This window comes from Bacillota bacterium, assembly GCA_040754675.1.
In the GTDB taxonomy this organism is placed as follows: domain Bacteria; phylum Bacillota; class Limnochordia; order Limnochordales; family Geochordaceae; genus Geochorda.
Window position 1 is genome coordinate 1 of sequence record JBFMCJ010000584.1, and the last position, 2463, is coordinate 2463.

General features: G+C 65.2%; 2 protein-coding genes. Both read left to right on the forward strand.

Annotation, left to right across the window (positions count from 1 at the left end; translation table 11 throughout):
• On the forward strand, nucleotides 1-1292 hold a 1292-nt coding region (locus tag AB1609_21200), incomplete at its 5' end, for a discoidin domain-containing protein (protein ID MEW6048953.1).
• A gap of 212 nt (nucleotides 1293-1504) precedes the next feature.
• Complete coding sequence (locus AB1609_21205; protein MEW6048954.1) at nucleotides 1505-2335, forward strand: MurR/RpiR family transcriptional regulator; 831 nt, start codon at nucleotides 1505-1507, stop codon at nucleotides 2333-2335.
• The last annotated feature ends 128 nt before the right edge of the window (nucleotides 2336-2463 follow it).

The following is a 2463-nucleotide window of genomic DNA, read 5'->3' on the forward strand; positions in this document are numbered from 1 at the left end:
TGCGCACCATCCGCCCGGGCCTGAAGCTGTCGGCGGCCGTGGTGCCCGACATCAGGCGCGCCAGGCTCTCAACCCTTCAGAACTGGAAGCACTGGCTCGACAACCAGTTCGTGGACTTCCTCAACAACATGGCGTACACAGCCAACCTCTGGGAGCTGGAAGAACACACCGGCCAGATGGTGAAGCTTTCGGAAGGGCGATCCCTGCTCTACGCCGGCCTGGGAGTCTGGCTGAACGATCCGGAGCAGTTGATGGAGCAGATCGCGCTGGTCCGGGAGCAGGGGCTACCGGGAGTGACCCTCTTCGCCTCCGTCCACCTGACAGAAGAGAAGATCGAGGCGCTGACGAACGGCCCGTTCCGGGAGCGGGCGCTTCTGCCCCACCGGGATCCGGTTGAAGCGGCCGCGGCCGTGCTGGGCGACTTGCCCCGGAAGGTGGCGCTGTACCGGGAGCTGGGAGCGCTGGACGATGGCGCAGTAACGGCGGCGGCTCGGGAGGCCGAGCAGCTGCGCAAGCAGGTACTCAAAGCACGGGAAGACGGACAGGATAAGGGAGATGGCACTGCCCTGGACGGTGCCATCTCTGCCCTGGAGGACTGGAAGGCCCGGGCCGAAGCGAAGGCGGGAGAGGGGAGCGAGACGGCCCAACGGGCCTGGCGACGCATCGCCCAGGACGTGGGCTACGTCGCCCTCCTGCTCCGCTCCCATCGGTTTCTGACGCAGCCCGCGGAGTACCGCCCGCCTGAGGAGCCGCCCCTGGAGGCGCCGGCAGTCGCCCGCCCGAAGCAGGGCGAAGCAGCTGCAACCCAACCGGCCGCCGCCGGGACCGCCACCAACCTGGCTCTCGCCTCCCGGGGCACCCGGGTCACGGTGGATTCCAACTTCCCAGGGTACGGGCCGAGACCCCTCAACGACGGTGAGCGAAACGACACCTCGGAGGAGGGTCGCTGGGCTGAGGTGGCCTGGGCATCGGGTGAAATCCCCGGGGAGCACTGGATCGTGCTCGAGTTCCCGGAGCCTGTGGAAGCCACCCGCGTTGACATCTACTGGGCCAGGGACCGCGGGAAGTTCTGGAGCTCGCAGACCTATGTCATCGAATACCAGCCACCCGGCTCGGAGCGCTGGGTGGAGCTCTACCGCCACCAGGATCCGGAGTGGCGCACCCAGATCACGGCCCACTCCATCCAGTTCCAGCCGGTGAACATGGCGAAGCTCCGTATCCGCCAGCCCGAGGGAGGCGGGCCCGCGCGCAGGCCCAACCTGATGTGGGTGGCGGAGGTGGAGGTCTACTAGGCACAGGTCCGGGACTCTGGCGGCCAGGCTCCGGAGCGACAGCCTGGCGGGAGGTACTTGGGTACCGGGACGTTGCGCCCGGTACCCTTGTTATGTAAGGTCGACGGCGGCAGGAGACGCCCCGGGGTTACCGAATTAGCAGCGGGGTGACGCGAACGTAAATGGGAATGCCAGAAAGGAACTATGGCACGCCGCCCCTCCGAGGGGCAGCGTTGTCCTACATCCGGGACATCCGGCCCAATCTCGCCCCGGCGGAGCAGAAGGTGGCCGATTACGTGCTTTCCCATGCCCCGGAGGTGGTGTACGCTTCGGTCACATCGCTGGCCGAGGCCTGCGGCGTCAGCGAATCCACAGTCATCCGTTTCTGCCACGCAACAGGCTTCAAGGGATACCAGGAACTGAAGCTCACACTTGCCCGAGACCTCGCGCAGCCACCCGGTACGATTGAAGAGAACATCGAATTGAGTGACGACCTGCCCACCGTGGTAACGAAGGTGACGGCCAATAGCGTGCAATGCCTCTACGATACGCAGAGGTTGCTGGATGTCTCCCAGCTTCGAAGAGCCGTCGACGCCATTGCCGGGGCTTCGCGCGTCAACTTTTACGGAGTAGGCGGCTCCGGAGCGTCTGCGCTTCAGGCCGCCTACAAGTTCCTGCGGATCGGCGTCCAGTCGTACGCTTACGTCGACGGCCACCTCCAGGCGATGGCGGCGGCCACTCTGGGACCTGGAGACGTGGCAGTCGGGATCTCCCAATCAGGAAGCACGAAAGACGTTGTGGAGGCCTGCACCCGGGCCCGGGAGTCGGGCGCCACGGTCATCGGCATCACGGGGCACGTTCGCTCGCCCCTTGCCAAGGTGGCCGGCATCGTCCTCGTGACCGCCACCCGCGAAGCCCCGTTGGGGAGCGACGCGATCCGGTCGACCATCGCGCAACTCTACGTCATCGATCTGTTGTTCACGGGCGTTTGCATGGCGCGCTACGACCGGGCCATGGAGTACACGGGTAAAACGGCAGAAGCTGTGCTGACCAAGCTGTATTAGGCCGAAGTTGCGAACTCCTCAACTCGCACGCTTCCCGAAATGACGGGGTTTCAAACCATCAAGAAGCCCCGAGATGTATACAGTAAACATGCGCCGCTTAGCTTGCCAATGGCCACCATGTCGTGGTA